The sequence below is a fragment of the Micromonospora sp. HB375 genome (assembly GCF_017872985.1).
In the GTDB taxonomy this organism is placed as follows: Bacteria; Actinomycetota; Actinomycetes; order Mycobacteriales; family Micromonosporaceae; genus Micromonospora; species Micromonospora chalcea.
The window spans coordinates 4,475,080-4,492,742 of sequence record NZ_JAGGJO010000001.1 but is presented as its reverse complement, the minus strand read 5'-3'; the positions used below and the strand labels follow the sequence as shown (position 1 = coordinate 4,492,742).

The 17,663-nt window shown below is 73.0% G+C and carries 15 protein-coding genes and 2 riboswitches; of the genes, 10 read left to right on the top strand and 5 right to left on the bottom strand.

Features of this window, described 5'->3' with window-relative positions; translation table 11 throughout:
* Positions 1-33: 33 nt before the first annotated feature.
* A riboswitch (cobalamin riboswitch) is annotated at positions 34-170 on the top strand.
* Between the two features lie 97 nt (positions 171-267).
* The 7 genes from J3R08_RS20345 (at position 268) to J3R08_RS20315 (ending at position 8,258) form a co-directional block, all read left to right on the top strand.
* Positions 268-1,311: a peptidase gene (locus tag J3R08_RS20345; protein ID WP_209962471.1), complete on the top strand. Its 1,044-nt coding sequence runs from the start codon at positions 268-270 to the stop codon at positions 1,309-1,311.
* Between the two features lie 68 nt (positions 1,312-1,379).
* Complete coding sequence (locus J3R08_RS20340) at positions 1,380-1,832, top strand: hypothetical protein (protein ID WP_181373699.1); 453 nt, start codon at positions 1,380-1,382, stop codon at positions 1,830-1,832.
* 85 nt (positions 1,833-1,917) lie between these two features.
* Positions 1,918-2,055, top strand: a riboswitch (cobalamin riboswitch).
* Between the two features lie 136 nt (positions 2,056-2,191).
* Complete coding sequence (locus J3R08_RS20335; protein WP_209962469.1) at positions 2,192-3,646, top strand: terpene cyclase/mutase family protein; 1,455 nt, start codon at positions 2,192-2,194, stop codon at positions 3,644-3,646.
* The gene (locus tag J3R08_RS20330) at positions 3,643-4,542 is read left to right on the top strand and encodes a hypothetical protein (protein ID WP_209962467.1); all 900 of its coding nucleotides are present in this window, start codon (positions 3,643-3,645) and stop codon (positions 4,540-4,542) included. The genes J3R08_RS20335 and J3R08_RS20330 overlap by 4 nt, the downstream gene beginning before the upstream one ends.
* Positions 4,535-5,779 carry a CbiQ family ECF transporter T component gene (locus J3R08_RS20325; protein WP_209962465.1) on the top strand — a complete coding sequence of 415 codons (1,245 nt, stop codon included), beginning with the start codon at positions 4,535-4,537 and terminating at the stop codon, positions 5,777-5,779. The genes J3R08_RS20330 and J3R08_RS20325 overlap by 8 nt, the downstream gene beginning before the upstream one ends.
* Complete coding sequence (locus tag J3R08_RS20320; RefSeq protein ID WP_104112224.1) at positions 5,776-7,407, top strand: ABC transporter ATP-binding protein; 1,632 nt, start codon at positions 5,776-5,778, stop codon at positions 7,405-7,407. The genes J3R08_RS20325 and J3R08_RS20320 overlap by 4 nt, the downstream gene beginning before the upstream one ends.
* A complete protein-coding gene (locus J3R08_RS20315; RefSeq protein ID WP_051610840.1) occupies positions 7,404-8,258 on the top strand; it encodes an ECF transporter S component in 855 nt (284 codons plus the stop codon). The genes J3R08_RS20320 and J3R08_RS20315 overlap by 4 nt, the downstream gene beginning before the upstream one ends.
* A 20-nt stretch (positions 8,259-8,278) precedes the next feature.
* On the opposite strand, the gene J3R08_RS20310 is transcribed toward J3R08_RS20315, so the two are convergent.
* A complete protein-coding gene (locus J3R08_RS20310) occupies positions 8,279-9,637 on the bottom strand; it encodes an RICIN domain-containing protein (protein WP_223200961.1) in 1,359 nt (452 codons plus the stop codon).
* Here J3R08_RS20310 and J3R08_RS32125 point away from each other — a divergent pair.
* The 3 genes from J3R08_RS32125 (at position 9,636) to manD (ending at position 11,688) form a co-directional block, all read left to right on the top strand.
* Positions 9,636-9,821: a hypothetical protein gene (locus J3R08_RS32125; RefSeq protein WP_223200962.1), complete on the top strand. Its 186-nt coding sequence runs from the start codon at positions 9,636-9,638 to the stop codon at positions 9,819-9,821. The two genes, J3R08_RS20310 and J3R08_RS32125, sit on opposite strands and share 2 nt — an antisense overlap.
* 403 nt (positions 9,822-10,224) lie before the next feature.
* Positions 10,225-10,395 carry a hypothetical protein gene (locus J3R08_RS20305; protein WP_013287071.1) on the top strand — a complete coding sequence of 57 codons (171 nt, stop codon included), beginning with the start codon at positions 10,225-10,227 and terminating at the stop codon, positions 10,393-10,395.
* Between the two features lie 84 nt (positions 10,396-10,479).
* Positions 10,480-11,688: a D-mannonate dehydratase ManD gene (gene manD / locus J3R08_RS20300; RefSeq protein ID WP_043322904.1), complete on the top strand. Its 1,209-nt coding sequence runs from the start codon at positions 10,480-10,482 to the stop codon at positions 11,686-11,688.
* A 10-nt stretch (positions 11,689-11,698) separates the two neighbouring features.
* Here manD and J3R08_RS20295 read toward each other — a convergent pair whose 3' ends face one another.
* Genes J3R08_RS20295 through J3R08_RS20280 form a run of 4 tightly spaced genes read right to left on the bottom strand, consistent with a single transcriptional unit; the run spans position 11,699 to position 17,659 of the window.
* Entirely contained in the window at positions 11,699-13,810 is a 2,112-nt protein-coding gene (locus J3R08_RS20295; protein ID WP_043322907.1) for an alpha-glucuronidase, read from the bottom strand.
* A complete protein-coding gene (locus tag J3R08_RS20290) occupies positions 13,807-14,496 on the bottom strand; it encodes a hypothetical protein (RefSeq protein ID WP_043322910.1) in 690 nt (229 codons plus the stop codon). Before J3R08_RS20290 ends, J3R08_RS20295 begins: the two co-directional genes overlap by 4 nt.
* On the bottom strand, positions 14,493-16,019 hold the full coding sequence (locus J3R08_RS20285; RefSeq protein ID WP_043322913.1) for a xylan 1,4-beta-xylosidase: 1,527 nt from the start codon (positions 16,017-16,019) through the stop codon (positions 14,493-14,495). Before J3R08_RS20285 ends, J3R08_RS20290 begins: the two co-directional genes overlap by 4 nt.
* Complete coding sequence (locus J3R08_RS20280) at positions 16,016-17,659, bottom strand: extracellular solute-binding protein (RefSeq protein WP_043322916.1); 1,644 nt, start codon at positions 17,657-17,659, stop codon at positions 16,016-16,018. The genes J3R08_RS20285 and J3R08_RS20280 overlap by 4 nt, the downstream gene beginning before the upstream one ends.
* Positions 17,660-17,663 lie beyond the last annotated feature (4 nt).

Here is a 17,663-nt window from a genome sequence, read left to right as displayed (position 1 = left end):
GCGCATTGACATCGGCGCACCGGCCACAGCAGACTGTCGCGACAACTGAACCACCGCGTGTACGTGCGGGGGAAGACCGGTCGAAATCCGGCGCTGGCCCGCAACGGTAGGCCGCCCAGGGAACTCTGCGGCGGCGAGCCCGAATACCCGTCGTACGCGTGCATCCGCTCCCCACCCGTCGTGGCCCACGGGTCGGAGTCCCGGACGACCCCGCGTACTGCGGTCGTCCGGGCTTTCGACGACCGCCGGGCCGGAAAGGCGCTTCCGATGGTCGTCCGCCGAAGCCGGCACCGCCTGCTCGCGCTCCTCTGCGGCGTACTCGCCGCCCTCACCCTCACCACACCGGCCGTCGCCGCCCCCGGGCGCGCCGCCCTCACCCGCCCGGAGGCCGCCGCCGGCTGGCTCGCCCGGCAACTCGTCGACGGCGAACGCTTCGAGGCGGTCTTCGACGGTGTCGCCTACCCCGACCAGGGGCTGACCCTCGACGCCGTGTTCGCCTTCGCCGCCGCCGGCGTGGCCGACGACCACGGCGCCGGCGCGCTGGCCTGGGTCACCCGGCCGGACATCCGCGACGGCTATCTCGGCGACGGCGTCTCCGAGGCGTACGCGGGCGCGACCGCCAAGCTCGCCCTCGCCGTGCAGGTGCGCGGCGGCGACCCGGCCGACGTCGGCGGGGTGGACCTGATCGCCCGGCTGCGTTCGCTCCAGACGCCGGCCGGCCGGTTCAGCGACCGGTCCGCGTATGGCGACTACAGCAACGCGTTCAGCCAGTCCTTCGCGCTGCTGGCGCTGGACCGTACGGCGGCCGGGGCGCCTCCGGCGGCGGCCGCCTGGCTGGCCGGCACCCGATGCCCGGACGGCGGCTACCCGCTGCTGCCCGCCCAACCGGTCTGCACGTCCGACGTGGACGCCACCGCGCTCGTGACGCAGGCGCTGCGCGCCGCGGACCGTCCGGCCGACGCCGCCGCCGGGCTGCGCTGGCTGGTGTCCGTTCAGCGTGCCGACGGCGGCTTCGCCAATGCGGCCGGCACACCGAACGCCAACAGCACCGGCCTCGCCGCGCAGGCCCTGCGCGACGGTCACCGGCTGCCGGCCTGGGCGCGGTCCCGGGCGTTCCTCGCCGGACTCCAGGTCGGCTGCGCCGGGGCGCCCGCCGACCGGGGCGCTGTCGACTTCGACGGTGGCGGCTTCGACCCGGCCACCGCGCCCCGGGCCACCGCCCAGGCCGTCCTCGGTCTCACCGGGGTCGGGTACGCCCGTCTGTCCGCCGCCGGCGCCGACCCCGGCGCACCGGTGCTCGCCTGCCCGTGAACCGCCTCGCCGCTCACCCGATCACAGGAGGACCCGTGTTCCGTCACCGTCCCACCGCCCGCACCTGGATGGCCGGCCTGCTGGCCGCCGTCGTGGCCGGCGTCGCGCTGACCGCAGTCGAACCCGCGCCCCGGTCGGCGCACGCCGCCGCCTGCGCCGGCACCTCGGGAGTCACTGTGGTCGTCGACTTCGCCGCGCTCGGCGGCGGCGTCCAGGTCGCCTGTGCGCCGGGCGATCCGGCCACCGGCCTGGCCGCGCTTCAGGCCGCCGGCTTCACCGTCACCGGCACCGCCCGCTGGGGCCTGGCCTTCGTCTGCCGGATCAACGGCAAGCCCACCGCCGCGACCGAGCCGTGCGTCAACACCCCGCCGGCCACCGCGTACTGGTCGTACTGGCACGCGTCCAGCGGCGGCTCCTGGTCCTACAGCACGTCGGGGGCGACCGGCTACAACCCCGCGCCGGGCAGCGTCGAGGGCTGGTCCTTCGGCGCCGGCGCCCCGCCGAGCATCGCCGCTCCCTGACCCGCCGGCTGCGAACGGTGTGACCAGCGGCGCGCCGGGTACCGGCAGCTGCTCTGGCGTCGTCGCGCGCCCGGGCGGTACGGTGTCGGCACCCGGTGCGCCGGGCACAACTGCATACGTCCCGTGTGGGGGGAAGCCGGTTCGAAGCCGGCGCTGACCCGCAACCGTGAGCGAGAGTCCCTTTCGCGAGCCGGAATGCCCCGCCCGGGACGAGCGGCTTCCACTGTCGAGGTCTACAGGGTGAAGTCCGGGCCGCCGAGGTCCGACCACCCCGCCCACCGCAGCACGCGGAGCGGGGTGTCCGTCTCTCGGGGTGCTTTCCGGAGGTTTCACCGACCGCTCTGCGAAAGGCACCCCTGATGCCCCTGTCCCGGCGTCTCACCACCGGTCTCGGTACAGCCACGGTGACGGCTCTCGCCGCGATCACCGGCGCCCCGCCGGCCGTTGTCGCGGCACCCGCCCCGGCCCACGTCACCGCCGCCCGCGACGCCGCGTCCTGGCTGGCCGGCGAGTTCACCGACGGGGCGCTGCCCGGCCCGTTCGCCCCCGAGGACTGGGGGCTGACCATCGACGGCCTGGTCGCGCTGTCCGCCACCGGCGTCGACGCACCGACCCGGCAGGCGGCGACCGCGCAGGTCGCGACACACGTACGGTCCTACAACAGCTACGACGACTGGGGCATCGAGGGCTTCACCGACGGCGGGGCCACCGCCAAACTGCTCTACGCCGCGGCCGCCGCCGACGCGGACCCCACCGACTTCGGCGGCTACGACCTGCGGGCGGAAACCCTGTCGCTGATCGCCACGGCCGACGCCGGGCACCAGCGGGGACGGATCACCAGCCGTACCACCGCCGACAGCGGCCCGGACGCCAGCAACACCTTCGACCAGTCCTTCGCCGTGCTCGGCCTGGCCCGCAGCGGCGACCTGCCACAGGATCCGGTGGACTTCCTGATCCGGCAGCAGTGCGCGGCGGGCGGCTTCCGGCTCTACCCGGACGCCGCCGACGGGCCATCGCCGTCCTGCGACGACCAGCCCGGCGCCACCCTCGACGTCGACTCGACCGCGATGGCCGTGCAGGCGTTGCTGGCCGCCGCCGAGGACGGCGCCACGGGCGCCGGCGACGCCGCCCGCAAGGGCGCCGACTGGCTGGTCACCCAGCAGCACGCCGACGGTTCCTTCGGCGGCTCGGGACCGACCACCGGCGCGAACTCCAACAGCACCGGCCTGGCCGGGCAGGCCCTCGCCGCCGCCGGCCGCGACGACGAGGCCGCCCGGGCGGCGACGGCCCTGGCCGCGCTGCAGCTCACCGCGGGCAACGGTGGCGCGGCCTCCGCCGACGCCGGCGCGATCGCCTACAACACCGACGGATTCACGGCTGCCGCGGCGGCCGGGATCACCGACACCGACCGGGACCAGTGGCGCCGGGCCACCGCGCAGGCCCTGCTCGGGCTGGCCCAGGTCCCGCTGGGCCGGATCGGCCTCGACCCGCCGCCCACGTCGACTCCCACCCCGACCGGCACGGCCTCGCCCACCGCGCCGTCCACGCCCTCCGCGTCTCCCACGCTCACCACGTCGCCTCCACCGACCGGCACCGCCGGCCCGACGCCGAGCGTGACCAGCCCTGCGGCGACACCCGCGCCTACGACCGCGGCGCCGGCCACCGTCGCGCCGCCGATCACGACCCCGGCCGCGTCCGGGCCGGGCGGGCTGCCGACGACCGGCGTGGCGATCGGTAGCTACCTGCTGATCGCGCTGCTGCTGATCGGTGGCGGAGTGACACTGCTCGTGCTCGGCCGACGGCGGGCGGGATGAGCCTCCGCGCCGCCCGTGGCGCGCTGGCCGTCGCCCTGGTCACCGCCTGCACCACGATCGGACCGGGCAGTCCTGCGGTGGCCGCCGGGTCGGCCGGCTACTGCCCGGACGCCTCCGGGGTCACAGTCGTGGTGGACTTCAACGAACTCGGCGGCGGGACGGTGGTGCGGTGCGCGCCGGGCGCCCAGGCCACCGGCCTCGCGGCGCTCAAGAACGCGGGCTTCCCGATCACCGGAACCCTGCGCTGGGGCGAGGGGTTCATCTGCCGGATCGACGGCAAGCCGTCGGCCGCGACGGAGAAGTGCGTCGACACCCCGCCTGCGAGCGCCTACTGGTCGTACTGGCACGCCCCGAACGGCGGCAGCTGGACGTACAGCGACAAGGGCGTGCTCAACCGCAAGCCGGCGGCCGGCAGCTTCGAGGGCTGGTCGTTCTCCCTCAACCGCAACGCCGACGACGCGCCCCGTCCCGGCGTCGCGCCGAAACGCCCCGCCCCGCCACCGCCACCGCCACCGCCGCCGCCCACGGGCGGTGAGCCGGCGGCGCCACCACCGGCGGGAGGAACCGTCGCACCGCCGCCGGTCGCCGGTGGCCGGCCCGGCGAGCCCACCCGGCCGGGCGGCACCTCCGGCCCGCCGGTCTCCGTCGGCCCGCCGACCTCCGCCGGCACGTCACCGACGGGCGGTACGCCGACCCTGACGGCGACGCCGGGCGCCGCCACCGGCACGGCACCGCAGGGCTCCTCCGACGAGCCGGTGGTGACGGATGTCGCCGCGTCCCGTGACGACGACGGCCTGCCACTGGGCACGATCGCCGGGGTGCTTCTGCTCGCCCTGCTCGCCACCGGCGCGCTGGTCGCGGCCCGACGACGCCGTGCCGCCGACCCGGATGACTGACGTCACGGTCACCGGGTCGCGGCCGGCCGACGCCCGTCGTCTGCCGGGCCGGTGGCCGGTGTGGTGGCTGCCCCGGGGGCTGCACCCGGGCGCATGGTGGCTGTGGGCGCTCGGCCTGGCCACCGCGGCCAGCCACACCACGAATCCGCTGCCGCTGGCCCTGCTCGTCGCCGTCGCCGGTCTGGTGGTGGTGCGCCGCCGGGGCGACGCGCCGTGGGCGTTGGCGTTCCGCATGTACGTCTGGCTCGGCGCGGTGATCGTCACGATGCGGGTGGTGTTCCGGATCGTGTTCGGCGGCGGCCAGGGCGACCACATCCTGGTCCGGCTGCCGGAGATCCCGCTGCCCGCGTGGGCGGCGGGCATCCGCCTGTTCGGACCGGTCGCCGCCGAGCAGATCCTCGGTGGCTTCTACGACGGGCTGCGGCTGGCGACGATGCTGATCTGCCTCGGTGCGGCGAACGCCCTGGCCAACCCGAAGCGGCTGCTCAAGGCCGTACCCGGAGCGCTGTACGCGATCGGCACCGCCGTCGTGGTCGCGTTGTCGGTCGCCCCGCAGCTGGTGGAGAGCGTGCTACGGGTCCGCCGGGCCCGGCGGCTGCGCGGCGCGTCCGCCCGCGGGATGAGGGCGCTGCGCGGGATCGCCCTGCCGGTGCTGGCCGACGCGTTGGACCGGTCCCTGGCCCTCGCGGCCGCGATGGACTCCCGTGGTTACGGCCGCACCGCGGCGGTGCCCGCCGGGCAGCGAACCGTCACCGGGGCGCTCGTCCTCGGCGGGCTGGTCGGCGTCTGCGCCGGCACCTACGGGCTGCTCGACACCGCCGCACCCGGCTACCTGGGGCTGCCGATGCTCCTGGCCGGACTGACCGCCGCCGTGACCGGCATGCTGCTGGCCGGCCGCCGGGTCCGCCGCAGCCGGTACCGACCGGACCGCTGGCGCCCGGCCGAGCTGCTCGTGGCCGGCTGCGGGGTGGCCGCCGCGGCACTGACCATGCTCGCCGGCTCGGTGGACCCGGAACTGCTCTACCCGCCGGTCAGCCCGCTCACCTGGCCCCAGCTGACCCCGCTGACGCTTCTCGCCGTCGGCGTCGCGGCGGCACCCGCCTGGCTGGCGCCGCCACCACCGCCGACAGTATGTGCCGGACGCCCGCCGGCGGTGGACCGGCCCATCCCCGTCACGGACGTGCCGGCAGACGGAGTGCGCGCCGCGAGGGCATCGACACCGGGAGACCGCCCATGATCACTTTCGACCGGGTCACCGTCCACTATGCCGAGGGCGGCCCGCCACCGTTGCGGGATGTGACGTTTCGCGTCGAGGAAGGTGAACTCTGCCTGGTCGCGGGCCGTACCGGTGCCGGAAAGTCGACGCTGCTGCGGGCGATCAACGGTCTCGTCCCACACTTCACCGGCGGCACCCTGCACGGCGCCGTCACCGTCGACGGCAGGGACACCCGCACGCATCCGCCGCGCGATCTCGCCGACGTCGTCGGCGTGGTCGGCCAGGACCCGTTGGCCGGCTTCGTCACCGACACCGTCGAGGAGGAACTGGCGTACGGGATGGAGCAGCTCGCCCTGCCACCCGCGGTGATGCGCAAGCGGGTGGAGGAGACGCTGGACCTGCTCGGCATCGCCGACCTGCGCGACCGGCCCCTGCGGACGCTGTCCGGCGGTCAGCAACAGCGGGTCGCCATCGGCGCGGTGCTCACGGCGCACCCCCGGGTGCTGGTGCTCGACGAACCCACCTCCGCGCTGGACCCCACCGCCGCGGAGGACGTGCTCGCCACCGTCACCCGGCTGGTGCACGACCTCGGAGTGACAGTGGTGCTGGCCGAGCACCGGCTGGAGCGCGTCCTGCAGTACGCCGACCGGCTGCTGTACCTGCCCGGCGACGGCCATGTCCACGACGGGACGCCGGCGACCGGGCTGGCCCACATCGACATCGCGCCACCCCTGATCGAGCTGGGTCGCCTCGCCGGCTGGACACCGCTGCCGTTGTCGGTCCGTGACGCCCGCCGACGGGCGTCCGACCTCCGGCACCGGCTCGCCGGCGTGGCGCCGCCGCCGGTCCCGGCGGGCGCGGACACCGGTCCCACGCTGACCGCGCGGAAGATCGTCGTACGGTATCCGGGCACCGTCGCGGTGGCCGGCGTCGACCTCGATCTGCGCGCCGGCCGGGTCGTCGCGTTGATGGGCCGCAACGGATCCGGCAAGTCCAGCCTGCTCTGGGCGGTGCAGGGCAGCGGCCCACGCCACGGCGGCACCGTCGCCGTGACCGGGCCGAAGGGCACCGTCGACCCGAAGGCCCTGCCGGCCGGTCAGGCCCGCCGGCACGTCGGCCTCGTCCCGCAGGACTCCGGTGACCTGCTCTACCTGGAGACAGTCGACGCGGAGTGCGCCCAGGCCGACCGGGAGACCGGCGTGCCGGCCGGCACCTGCCGGGCGCTGGTGGACCAGCTCGTCCCCGGACTGCCCGGTGACCGGCACCCCCGGGACCTGTCCGAGGGACAGCGGCTCGCCCTCGCACTCGCCGTGCAGCTCACCGCCGCTCCGCCGGTGGTCCTGCTCGACGAGCCGACCCGCGGCCTGGACTACCATGCCAAGCGGCAGTTCACCGCCGTCGCCCGGATGCTGGCCGGCAGCGGCCGAGCCGTGGTGGTCGCCACCCACGACGTCGAACTCGTCGCGACCCTCGCCGACCGGGTGATCGTGATGGCCGAAGGGGAGATCGTCTCCGACGGCACCACCGCAGAGGTCATGCTCGCCTCGCCGGCGTTCGCGCCGCAGGTGGCCAAGGTCCTCGCCCCTGCCCCCTGGCTGACAGTGGAACAGGTCGCCGCCGCGCTCGACGAGACCAGGGCACCGGCATGAGCGTGCTGCGGGTCGCCCCGCGTACCGCTGTGGTGCTGACCCTCGCCTCGGCCGCCGCGCTGGCCACCTTCACCTGGCCGTTCTTCGTCCCCGCACACCCGGAGAGCACCGCCCGCACCGGCGAGGCGCCGCTGGTCTTCATCGTCATGCTGCCGGTACTCGTGGCGCTCGTCCTCGCCGAACTCACCTCCGGCGGCATCGACAGCAAAGCCCTGGCGATGCTCGGCGTACTCGCCGCCGTCAACGCCGCCCTGCGCCCCCTGGGTGCGGGGACCGCGGGCATCGAGACCGTGTTCTTCCTGCTCGTCCTGGCCGGCCGGGTCTTCGGACCCGGGTTCGGGTTCCTGCTCGGTGCCACGTCGCTGTTCGCCTCCGCCCTGCTCACCGCAGGCGTCGGGCCGTGGCTGCCGTTCCAGATGCTCTGCGCCTCGTGGATCGGCCTCGGCGCCGGCCTGCTTCCGGCCCGGCTGCGCGGCCGCGCCGAGGTCGCAGTCCTGGCCGGGTACGGGATGCTCGCCGCCTACGGCTACGGCCTGCTGATGAACCTGTGGTTCTGGCCGTTCAGCGTCGGCGCGGACACCCAGCTGTCCTACGTCGCCGGTGCCCCCGTACTGGAGAACCTGCACCGTCTCGCCCTGTTCACCGCCGTCACGTCCACCTTCGGCTGGGACACCGGCCGCGCGATCACCACCGCCGTGGCGATAGTCCTCGCCGGTCCCGCCGTCCTCGCCGCGCTGCGCCGCGCCGTCCGGCGGGCCGCGTTCGGCGCGCCGGTCACCTTCGCCGCGGCGTCCGACAGGCCCGCGGCGAAGGTGACCGGCATCCCGCAGTCCTCCTCGCAGGCGACGTAGGGCGCCGGCCGGAGGGTCGGTCAGACGGTCGTACGCGACCACTGCTGGTTGGCGCCGGTGTTGCACGCGTACTGCTTGAGGACCACACCGTCAGCGGTCGATGCGGCCGGTACGTCCACGCACTTGCCGCTGTGCCGTGCCCGGAGTTGGAAGTAGCTGCCGCCTGTGACCATCTGGAACTGCTGGTTGGTGCCGGTGCCGCAGGTGTACTGGATCAGTTCGGCGCCGTCGGCGGTGGACGCGCTCACGACGTCGAGGCACTTTCCGCTGTTGCGGCTGACGAGTCGCCAGTAGCCGTTGCCGGCGTCCTGGAACTGCCACTGTTGCCACGTGTTGCCGTTGTACGTGTACTGGCCGACGCGCGCGCCGTTGTCGGTGTTCGGTTGCTGGACGTCCATGGCCTTGCCGCTGTGTCGCACGGTGATCCGGTAGAACGTGTCAGTCGGCGGGGGCGTCGTGGGGCCGCCGCCGATGGTGTCGCCCCAGGCGTACCGGATCTGGTCGGCGCCGGAGGTGTTGCGGACGGTCAGGTTGAGGTCGGTGCCGCTACCGCTGAGCGAGTACATCGAGTACCAGTCGTAGCCGATGGTGCCGGGCTTGCCGCCGAGCGCGGGCCAGTAGGTGCCGCCCATCCGGTTGTCGCGCATGACCTGGGCCATGGCGCGGATGTGGCGCACGAAGTTGTCGGTGCTGTTCGCGTCGGCGTAGTTGCGGCCGTCGTTCATGGGTGCGCCGAACTCGGTGGCGACCGCCCGCGACGCGCAGTTGCCGAGGCGGGTCTGGATGTGGCTCCGGAAGGCGTCGTAGGTCATCTCGCCGTAGAAGAAGGCGTAGTGGTGGAACGACAGCAGCGTCGAGGCGAATCGGCTGTCGTTGCAGATGTCGCGCAGGTCCTGACTGAACCCGGTGCCCCCGATGAGCACCCGGCTGGGCACCGCCGAGTAGTGGTAGCTGAGCCAGTTGGCAGCGACGTTGCGCCACTCCGTCGAGCTGTAGCCGTGGGGCTCGTTCATCGGCTCGAAGTAGACGTTGGAGTTCGAGCCGTACGTGTTGGTCACCGTGGACCACATCGCGTTCCACGCGGCGAGGTTCGTGATCCGGCCGCCGGAGGCGGCGCCGTCCTCCCAGTAGGCGAGGATGACCTTGAACCCGCGGGCGGTGGCGGCGTCGATGGCGCCCCGGTAGGCCTCCCACCACGCCGTTCCCACCGTGTGGGTGTTGATGGGTAGCCGGACGGTGTTGACGCCCATGGTGGAAGCCATGTCGTCGTAGAGGGCGTTGGCCTTGGCCCGCACCGTCGCGTTGCTGTCGGAGGAGCTGAGGCCCTGCACGACGAGGGGACCGGTGCTGAAGTTGTCACCCAGCACGGCCCAGTTCATGCCTCGGAACTGGTTCGTGGCGGCGACGGCGGGCGACGACATGACGACGCCGCCGCCGACCATCGCCGTCGTCGCGGCCACCAACACGATCAGCAGCCGGCGTAGTGACCTGGTGCTCCGCGCCGGGCCCGCTGGGCGGCGCCGCGACGAGGTGGTCCGCGTCGGGAAGTGGTCGATCATCTGATCCAGCCTCTCTGGCTCCGGACATCAGGCTGACCGCCGAATCCGCTGCTGCCCGTAGTGGTCCCAGGTCCCTCTGGAGATGGGCGCTGTTAGCGCTAACGCCGGTGGAGCGGCGTACCTCCGGGCTTCAGCGGCGGGGTGCGTGACACCGAGGCAGGGGTATGCCTTCTGGCTGTTAAATGTGCGTTGCGAACAAGTGTTCGCGATCACATCCGGAGTGTCAAGGCATCGATGTGCGTCGTCCCCTGTGGCGATCGGGGTGCTGGGGTGGGGCGTGGCCCTGCGTCGACCTCGTGAGCCAATGAGGCGCATGGTTCTCCAGTGGATCGCCGCCGGCCTCCTGTTGCTGATCGGGCCGGCGCGCTCGGCGGGCGGGCGCGGCGGAGGCGTCGGATACTGGGTCGATGACCAACCCCGACCTCGATCCCGAGGTGTACCCGCCGATCGACCCGCGTGAGGACGTGCCGGACGATCCCGGCGAACTCCTCCCGGACACGCCCGGTGAGCTGCCCGAGGCACCGGTCGAGCCGATGCCCGACGACGGGGAGCCCGGGGGTGTGCCCGAACCGGCCTGACCGGCCCGGCGCCGGGGTGCCCAATAGATCGACGATGGTGGATAATCTTGCGGTGACCGGCGCGCGGACCGCAGGGGAGACCGGATGAGAATCGTCGACGCCCGGGTGATAGTGACCTGCCCCGGCCGGAACTTCGTGACCCTGAAGGTCGTGACCGACGAGGGAGTCACCGGAGTCGGCGACGCCACCCTCAACGGCCGGGAACTGGCCGTCGCGTCCTACCTGCGCGACCACGTCGTGCCGCTGCTGATCGGGCGCGACCCGGCCCGGATCGAGGACACCTGGCAGTACCTCTACCAGGGGTCGTACTGGCGGCGCGGGCCGGTCACGATGAGCGCCGTCGCCGCCGTGGACACCGCGCTGTGGGACATCAAGGGCAAGGTCGCCGGGCTGCCGGTCTACCAGTTGCTCGGCGGCCGGTCCCGCGAGGGCGTGACCGTGTACGGGCACGCCAACGGCGAGACGGTCGACGAGGTGCTGACCGAGGTCGCCCGTTTCGTCGACCTCGGCTACCGCGCGGTGCGGGTGCAGTGCGGCGTGCCCGGCCTGCCCCGGACGTACGGCGTCAGCGCCGACAAGATGTTCTACGAGCCCGCCGACGCCGCGCTGCCGACCGAGACGACTTGGTCGACGGAGGCGTACCTGGCCCACGTGCCGGGCGTGTTCGCCCGGGTCCGCGAGGAGTTCGGGCCCACCCTCCGGCTGCTGCACGACGTGCACCACCGGCTCACCCCGATCGAGGCGGCGCGGCTCGGCAAGAGCCTGGAGCCGTACGCGCTGACCTGGATGGAGGATCCGGTCCCGGCGGACCTGCAGGAGGGCTTCCGGCTCATCCGCTCGCACACCACCACGCCGATCGCCGTCGGCGAGGTCTTCAGCAGCATCTGGGACGCCGCCCAGCTCATCCGGGAACAGCTCATCGACTACGTCCGTACCACTGTGGTCCACGCCGGCGGGATCACCCACCTGCGACGCATCTTCGACCTCGCCGCGCTGCACCACGTCCGCAGCGGCTCGCACGGAGCCACCGATCTCTCCCCGGTCTGCATGGCCGCCGCGCTGCACCTGGACATCGCCATCCCCAACTTCGGTCTGCAGGAGTACATGCGGCACACCGAGGCGACGGACGAGGTGTTCCCGCACGGCTACCACTACGACGGCGGCTACCTGCATCCGGCCGAGACTCCGGGGCTCGGCGTGGACATCGACGAGCAGGCCGCGGCCCGCTACCCGTACGCGCCGGCCTACCTGCCGGTGAACCGGCTGACGGACGGCACCGTGCACCCCTGGTGAGCGCGCCGGCTCAGTGGATGCGGCGGCCGTGCGCGTCCGGGATCCCGGACTTGCGGAAGAAGTACGTGTTGATCTGGTCCCGCCACTCGACGGCGCTGCGGAGCTGTTCGTCGAGGCGCTCGGCGACCCGGTCGTGGACGGCCGGGTCGACCGCCCCGGCGACGAGCCGCCACCGCTCCCGCATCGCCATCACCTCCTCGACCCCGGCGAAGTGCGTGTCGTAGATGTGCTGGATCACGGTACGGCCGCTGTGCAGCACGTGCCGGTACGGCACGTGATGGAAGAACAGCAGCAGTTCGTCGGGGCAGCGTTCACGGGACTCGTACACCTCGGACCACGGCGGCGGGTACTGACCGGTGAAGCCGGTCCCGGTCGCCCGGGTCCGGTCCACCCCGACGCCGTCGCGGTCGGCGAAGTGGTAGGTGCCCCACGCTGTGTACTCGTAGCCGTCCACGTCCGGGCCGTAGTGGTGGCCGGGCCGCACCATGAACCCGACGCCGAGCGGGGCGGTGTAGCGCTCGTAGGTGCGCCAGGAATCGTCCATGATCGCGTGCATCGTGCGCCGCAGCGCTTCCGGGTCGCCGGAGGTCACCGGCAGCCACGTCAGGTCGATCCACTCGTCGAGGATCGCGCCGGGATCCAGCAGCGGATCCCAGGCGAGCCGGCCGAAGGCGTACAGGTTCGCCTGAGCCAGCGGGTGCCCGGTCCAGAACGGGTCGTCGCCCACGTTGGACACGGCGACCAGGCCGCCACCGGCGCCCGCCCGTCCGGCCGCAATGTCGGCGATCGTGTCGCCGGCCGCGCCCCGGGGCCGGAACCGCAGCACCTCGCTCCACCAGGGGCCGAGGTAGCAGACGTGCCGCTGCTGGCCGGTGTACTCCTGCGTCGCCTGCACCTCCACCGCCAGCCGGGTAGCAGGCATCGCGGCGAGCACCGGGGACACCGGTTCGCGTGGCTGGAAGTCGATCGGGCCGAACTTCACCTGGACGATCACGTTGTCGGCGAATCGTCCGTCCAGCGGCGCGAAGTGGTCGTGGGCGGCCCGGGCGCGGTCGGTCGACCGGTCCCGCCAGTCCTGGTGGTGGTCGTAGACGAACGCCCGCCAGCGCACCACGCCGCCGTGCGGTGCGAGCGCCTCGGCGAGCAGGTTCGCGCCGTCGGCGTGGTCGCGCCCGTACGCGAAGGGGCCGGGCCGGCCCTCGGAGTCGGCCTTCACCAGATAGCCGCCGAAGTCGGGAATCCGCCGGTACACCCGCCGGGTGGCGGCGGCCCACCAGTCCCGTACCCGCTCGTCCAGCGGATCGGCGGTGGGCAGGCCGCCGAGGACCACCGGGGCGGCGAAGGTCACCGCCAGATGCACCCGGATGCCGTACGGGCGGAACCCCTCGGCGATCTCCGCGACGTCGCCGAGCCGGTCGGTCAGCAGCAGCGCCTCGGTGTCGTGCACGTTGACGTTGTTCACGCAGATCGCGTTGACGCCGCAGGCGGCGAGCAGGCGGGCGTAGTCGCGGAGCCGGGCGGGCTCGCGCCGGGCGGCGCCGTCGCGCCAGAACAGGGAGCCGCCGGCGTAGCCCCGCTCGACCTGGCCCGACACCGGGTGCACGGCCACGTTGTCCCAGTGGTCGAGCATCCGCCGGTCCAGCGCCGGCCGGTGCCGACTCGCCGGAAGGCCGTCGTCGAAGGCCGCCGCGCCGAGCCGGACCACGTGGAACATCCCGTACAGCAGGCCGGCCGGCGCGTCGGCCAGGACCACAGTCACGCCGCTCGCCCGCGTCAGCAGGTATCCCTCGTCGCCGAGGGCGCCGTCGCCGGTGCCGTTCACCGCCGGTGTCGCACCGAGCCGGGCCGCCTCCGCCGCCGCGTTCGGCACCGGGCCGGTGCCGCGCAGGGCCAGCACCAGGTCGGCGTCGACAGGCCACGGTGGCCCGTGCCAGAGCCGTCCGCCGTACCGGGCGCAGGCCCGGCTCACCTCGTCGAGGACGGTGTCGACCAGGAGACCGTCGCCGTGCACCAGCACCGGCCGGGAACCGAGCTCACGGAACGCCGCAGTCGGTAGCCAGGCGGCATGCCAGGCCGACTCGCCGCTGTCGGCCGACAAGCGGCCGGTGACCGGGACGCTCACGCGGTGAACTCCGCCCGGATGTCGTCGATCATGGGAGCACCGATCCGCAGCAGCGCCAGCACCAGGAGCGCTGCGAGCAGGGCGAGCACCGCCTCGGAGAACACCGCGGTGACGCCGGCGGCGGCGACCAGCAGCGCGACGTTGCCGAACGTGACGCCGGGCTTGCGCGCCACGTAGTAGACGGCGAGCCGGAGCACGTCGCGGGTGCGGAAGGTGAACAGCGAGACGATCACCAGCGCGTTGACCCCGACCAGGATCACCCCCGCCCCGACCACGACGAGCGGCACGGCCCACCAGCCGGGGACGGCGGCGGCGGGCAGGTTCGCCAGGTTGACCGCGATGACTGCGAGCCACAGCAGCGTCGGCGCCCAGACGCGCAGCACGCCCGCCAGGTTGGCCCGGTAGGCCCGGCGGAACGCGGCGGCGGGACGGAGATCGGTCAGGTCGGGGCGCTGGTGCCGCAGCGTGTGCAGCGCGGCCGAGACGGCCGGACCGACCGGCAGCGCGGCGGCGGCTACCAGCGGAAGGTTGCTGCTGTCGCGGTCGAGCAGCACGAGCACGGCCAGACCGGGCAGCGTGCTCACCAGGAGCAGCAGTTCGACCACGAGCAGGGTGTGGACCGTCGCGGCGGCCCGCGACAACGGCCCGTCGCCGAACTCCCGCAGCCCGCCGGTCGCGCCGGTCACCGTCGGTCCTCGTGCGGGTCGAGCAACCTGTCGTCCCACCACGGCGGCGTCTCGTCCACTACCGGGGTCAGCTCGGCGAGAGTCACCTCGTGCCGGGCGAGGACGAGGTCGAGGTCCGCCCGCCCGCCCGCGACCGGCAGTGCCCGATGGGTACGGGCCGGCTCGGCGGCCTCCCGCAACGCGTCGAGCTGCCGTGGCCGGGGTGAGTGCGGGCTGCCCATCTCCCGCCAGGCCGCGAAGGCGTTGCCGGCGTCCTCACTCACTGCCGAGCGGAGCAGGAACGCCGACGCGGTGCCCGGCGGGCCGATCGGAACGGACAGCGACAGGGTGTGCCGCTCGGGTACCGGCTCGCGGCCGGTGACGTCCACCGGGGCCCAGGCCAGGACCGCGACCCGGCCGTCGGGGTGCCGGGTGACGAGATGGTCCGGCCCGCGCGCGAGCACCTCGTCGCCGAGCCGGGCCATGAACGCGTACAGATGGTAGGTGGGTTTCTTGATCTGCCGGTGGGTGAGCAGGCCGAAGCCGCCGTGCAGCGGCGCGGTCGGCACCCCCTCCTCCTCGAACACGTCGCTGAAGGTCCAGTAGGAGAAGGAGTCGACCAGATCCCCGCCGCCGGCCAGCACCGGAGCGAGGTAGGCGGCGTGGAAGGCCGTGTCGTGGATCGGGTTGTCCGGCCGGTAGGAGGAGTTGAACTCGGTGATGTGCACCGGGTGGTCGGCCAGCGCGGTGCCGGCCAGGTGCCGGCGGGGCGCGGCGAACTGTTCCAGCAGCTCCGTGGCCGGAGCCAGGGTCTGCCGGGTGCCGAACGGCAGGTGCCGCGCCGGGCCGGAGGTGTAGGCGTGCCGGCTGACGAAGTCGACAGGCACGTCGCGGTCGGTGACGAACTCGGCGAACGGCTTCAGCCACTCGTCGGCGCCGGGGGACAGGGCCGGGCCGCCGACCTGGAGCGCCGCGTCGACGTCCTTGACGGCGTGCGCCGAGACCTCGTACAGGCGGTGGTAGGCGTCCTGGTCGGCGCCCTGCCAGAACGCCGGCAGGTTGGGCTCGTTCCACACCTCGATCGGCCAGCCGCGCACCTCGTCGAGGCCGTACCTGTCGACCAGGTGGGCCACCGTCGCGCGCACCAGGTCACCCCATTCGGTGTACGACTCCGGAGGCGTCACGTTTCCCCGCCACCAGAACACGGTCTGGTCGCCGGAGGCGAGCGCCGAGGGCATGAACCCCAGCTCCACGAAGGGCCGGATGCCCAGCGCGAGGTATGCGTCGACGGCCTGGTCCACGTAGGTGAAGGCGTGCCGCACCCGGCGCTCGCCCCGGTATTCGTACGGGCGGTGCACGCCGACGCCGTCGCTGAGCAGCCCGTGGCCGCGGATGTGCCGGAAGCCGATGTCCTGCTGCACCAGCGCCAGCGAGTCCTGATAGTCACGTCGCAGAGCCAGGTCGAACCGGCCGGTGCCCACGCAGGTACGCCAGGCGTCGGTCAGCCGGCCGGCAGGCCGGTCGGGGACGAGGAGCCGCGTCATCCGTGGTTCTTGCGGTACCGGTCGTACGCCTTGTTGACCAGGTCGATGTAGGCCTGCGCGTTCTTGCCCTTCAGCTCCGAGACGTAGGCGTCCCACTCGCTCAGCGGCCGCTGGCCGAGGGCGAACTTCAGCGTGTTCTGGGTGACGTGGTCCTTCAGCGCGGTCGCCCACAGCGTCGTCTGCTCCCGCTCGGAGTCGCTGAGCGGCGCCGGTGGCGGAGTCACCCAGGGCGCGGCCTTGCGGGCGTTCATCTCCTTCTGGAACTCCAGTTCCTCGGGCGAGAAGAACGACTGCACCAGGTCGAGCTTGCCCCCGTAGGCGAAGACGCCGTTGTAGAAGCCGAAGTCCTTCTGCAGGTGCTTGGTGCCCTTGGGGTTGAGGCCGATGACGTTGACGTCCGGGGCGAGGGTGCGCTTGCCCGAGCCGTCCTTGGTGTACGTGGTTCCCTCGACGCCCCACTTGGCGAACTCCTGGCCGGCGTCGGAGTACCAAAGCCAGTCGACGAACTGCATCATGGCCACGAAGTTCTTGCCGTCGCGCGCCTTGCTGGAGATCATCACGCCGTTCTCCAGCCGGCTCGCCGGGTTGACCGCTCCGGCCGGCCCGACCGGGAAGAGGATCTTGCCGAGCCGGGCGTTCGGGTTGATCTTCGCGATGTCCGGGCGGTAGTCGTTCACCAGGGTCTGCGCGTTCGTGCTGATCACGAAGGACTTGCCGCTGGCGAGCTTCTGCCGGGCCTGGTCGTCGGTCTGGGTGAACGTCTCCGGGTCGAGCAGCCCCTCGGCGACCAGCTTGTGGAGATACTCCACCACCTGCCGGTAGCCGTCCGAGGCGCCGGTGAAGACGTACTTCCCGGCCCCGGAGTCCCAGCTCGTCGGCTGGTAGTTCCAGCCGGCGCCGGGCAGGCCGTGCGCGAGGGCCAGCATGTTCAGCAGGTTGCCGGCCGGGTTGGGCTTGCCGAACCGGTCGGAGAACGGGATGACGTCCGGGTGGGCCGCCTTCATCGCCTTGAGCATGGCGTACACCTCGTCCCAGGTGGTCGGGGACGGGATCTTCAGCTGCTCCAGCACGTCGGTGCGGACCGCGAGCGTGTAGTCCTGCCAGGGCTTCTCGTGCAGGCCGGGCAGCAGGTAGAACTTGCCGTCCTCCTGCCGGAGCGTGTCCATCTCCGGCTGGAGCTTCCACTTCTCGATCTTGTCCTTGAAGTGCGGCATCAGGTCGAGGTAGTCGCTGACCGGCAGGATGGCGCCGGAGGAGACGTACGAGTTCTCCTGCGGGTGGTAGGTCTTCGGGATGATCATCGGGGCGTCACCGGAGCCGACCAGCACGCTGCGCTTCTGCTCGTAGTCGCTCAGCGGCACGGCGACCGGGTCCAGCTTGACGTTCGTCCGCCCGGCCAGCTCGGTCCAGAACAGCCACTCCGGCTTGAGCGGGTAGTTCGGGTGGTTGTTGTAGAGGATCGAGAACGTGACCGGCTCGGTGGCCTTGAACTGGTCGCCGATGCCGTACTTGTCCATCGCGCCCGTACGGTTGCGGTCGAGGTCCTTCTTGTCCGGGGTGTCGTCGCCGCAACCTGCCAGGGCGACGACGGCGGCCGCGCCGCTGGCGAGCAGTACCTGGCGCCGGGACAGCTGGGCCATGGGT